The sequence below is a fragment of the Pseudoroseomonas ludipueritiae genome, from assembly GCF_014490445.1.
Taxonomy (GTDB): Bacteria; Pseudomonadota; Alphaproteobacteria; order Acetobacterales; family Acetobacteraceae; genus Pseudoroseomonas; species Pseudoroseomonas ludipueritiae.
The window spans coordinates 1-2548 of record NZ_JACTUZ010000289.1 but is presented as its reverse complement, the minus strand read 5'-3'; the positions used below and the strand labels follow the sequence as shown (position 1 = coordinate 2548).

3 protein-coding genes are annotated in these 2548 nt (G+C 69.7%); 2 read left to right on the top strand and 1 reads right to left on the bottom strand.

Going from position 1 to position 2548, the window contains the following annotated elements; all coding sequences use genetic code 11:
- The coding region (locus IBL25_RS25650) for a sensor histidine kinase (RefSeq protein WP_238940669.1) at positions 1-547 on the top strand (547 nt) is incomplete at its 5' end.
- Positions 519-1172, top strand: a complete 654-nt coding sequence (locus IBL25_RS25645) for a response regulator transcription factor (RefSeq protein ID WP_202986890.1) — start codon at positions 519-521, stop codon at positions 1170-1172. The genes IBL25_RS25650 and IBL25_RS25645, both read left to right, overlap by 29 nt.
- A gap of 58 nt (positions 1173-1230) precedes the next feature.
- On the opposite strand, the gene IBL25_RS25640 is transcribed toward IBL25_RS25645, so the two are convergent.
- Positions 1231-2548, bottom strand: a 1318-nt coding sequence (locus tag IBL25_RS25640; RefSeq protein WP_187781274.1) for a sensor histidine kinase, incomplete at its 5' end; no start/stop codon positions are given.

Below are 2548 nucleotides of genomic sequence, written 5' to 3'. Positions count from 1 at the left end.
CAACGGCTCCCGCGCCTCGGAGGTGATCGCCAGCATCCGCGCGCTGGCCCGCAACGAGGCAGCCAGCATGGCGCCGCTGGACCTGCGTTCCGCCATTCAGGACGTGCTGGTCCTGATGCAGGGCGAGTTGCAGCGGGCCGGCATCACGCTGCGCACCAGCCTGGCGCCGGCATTGCCCATGGTGCGGGGCGACCGGGTGCAACTGCAACAGGTCTTGATGAATCTGGTCTTGAACGCGCGCGAGGCCCTGGGGGAAGCTGCGCCGGATGGCTGCATCGAGGTGGCCGCCCAGCCGGCGCAGGGCCAGGTCACGGTCACCGTGGCCGATACCGGCCCCGGCATCGCGGAGGACATCGTGGCGCGGATCTTCGACCCGCTGTTCACCACCAAGCCGGGCGGCATGGGGCTGGGCCTGTCCATCTGCCGCTCGATCCTGGACGCGCATGGCGGGCAGATCGGCATGCGGCCGCGCAGCCCGAGCGGATGCGCCTTCCAGATCACCCTGCCGGAAGCGAAGCATGGGCCAAGCGATCGCACCACCGCCTGAGCCCGCGATGGCGCACTGCGTCCATGTCATCGATGACGATCCCGATGTGCTGGAGGCCATGGGCGAGTTGCTGCTGTCGGTCGGGCTGCGCCCGGCCCTCTTCGCTTCCCCCCAGGCTTTCCTGGCTTCGGCGCAGCGCGACGAAGGCGGCTGCCTGGTGCTGGATGTGCGGCTGCCCGGGCGCAGCGGCCTGGACTTCTTCGCCGACCTGCTGCAGGCCGGCCTGGACATGCCGGTGATCTTCATCAGCGGCCACGCGGATGTCATGATGGCCGTGCACGCCATGAAGGCCGGCGCCTTCGACTTCTTCACCAAGCCGGTGCGGCACCAGGACCTGCTGGATGCCATCCACCGGGCCATCACCGAGAACGCGCGGCGCCGCCAGCGGCGCCAGGCGCGCGACGCCGTCCGCCATGCCTATGAGACGCTGTCGCCGCGGGAGCGCGAGGTGATGTCGCTGGTGGTCGCCGGGCAGATGAACAAGCAGATCGCGGGGCAGATCGGCATTTCCGAACCGACGGTGAAGGGCCACCGCGTGCAGATCATGCGCAAGATGCAGCTGCGCACCCTGGCCGATCTGGTTCGGGCCGCCGACCTGCTGAGCATGCGGGCGGCCGACCGCTAGAGCAGATTCCGGCCAGGTGGAACCACCTGGCCGGGTGACGATGCCCGGCGGAGATGCGCTAGCCCAGCGGAAAGGTCACCGTGAAGCGCGTGTCCGGTGTGGTCGTGATCGCGATCTCGCCGCGCAATTGGTGGACGAGGTCGCTGACAAGCTGCAGGCCCAGGCTGGTGGCATGCTCCAGCGGTGGCACGCCGGCGGCGCCGAAGCCGGCGCCGTCGTCACGCACCGCCAGGCGACCCTGGCCCGGCGCGGGCTGTTCCAGCACAACCTCCACCTGCCCGGTCTGGCGCCCGCCGAAGCCATGCTTGAAGGCGTTGGAAACCAACTCATTCACGATCAGGCCGCAGGATACGGCCTTGTCGATATCGAGATGCAGGTCCGCCAGCTCGGTCCGCAGGATGATGTCCCGGCCCGGAAGCCTTTGGGCACGCTGCAACTGCGCGCAAAGGCTGCCGAGGTGCCGGCGCATCGAGACCCGCGCGTAATTCCCGGTGCGGTAGAGGTTCTCATGCACCAGCGCCATCGAGCGCACGCGGTCGCGGCTGTCGGTGAAAAGGCTGGCGATGCGCGGGTCCTCGATGCGCGAGGCCTGCAGGTTCAGCAGGCTGCTGATGAGCTGCAGGTTGTTCTTCACCCGGTGGTGCATCTCCTTCAGCAGTGCTTCCTTCTCCTCCAGCAGGGCATTCTCCAGAGAGATGGCCGCCTGGGAGGCCAGCAACCGCAGCACCGCCAGGCGTGCCTCGGTGAAGACATGCGGCGCCAGCCTGTTCTCCAGGAACAGCAGGCCGGCCAGCTTGCCTTGCCGCAGCAGCGGCAGGCAGAGGATCGAGCGGGTTGCACGCAGCGTGAAGGCGGGATCGTCGGAAAAGGCATGCGGCTGCCTGCCATCGCCGATCAGCACGGCGTCATGCGTCTGCAGGACATGGCCAAGGATCGAGAGCGGCGCGGCATCTTCCGCCAGCACGCTGTCCGGCAGCGTCACCTCGACGCCGCCCGGCCCCACGCCCGCCTCGGCAGCCAGCCGCAGGGCGCCGGAACGCGGCAGGATCAGCAGGCCCCGGCTCGCGCCCGCATGTTCCAGCACCGTGGTCATCAGGGTCTGGATCAGCGCGGTCAGCCCGACCTCCCCTGACACGGCCTGCGAGGTGCGGACCAGGCTGGCCAGGTCCAGCGCGGCATCGGCGGGCTGCGGCAGCGCCGCCGGCAGCGGCTCGCCCTGCATCAGTTCACGGTGCAACTGCTCCATGCCATGCACCTTGGCCGTGGCGCCCCAGCGCAGATAGGCGTCCCGCGCGCCCCGCACGTAGCCGGCGGCCAGGGCCGGCAGGCCGCGCGCGCGGTGGAAGCGCGCCGCCCATTCCTGCGCCAGCGCCTCC

What these genes read in the sequence shown, in the direction of transcription:
- IBL25_RS25645 (WP_202986890.1), top strand. Translation starts at nt 519, where the DNA reads ATGGGCCAAGCGATCGCACCACCGCCTGAGCCCGCGATGGCGCACTGC.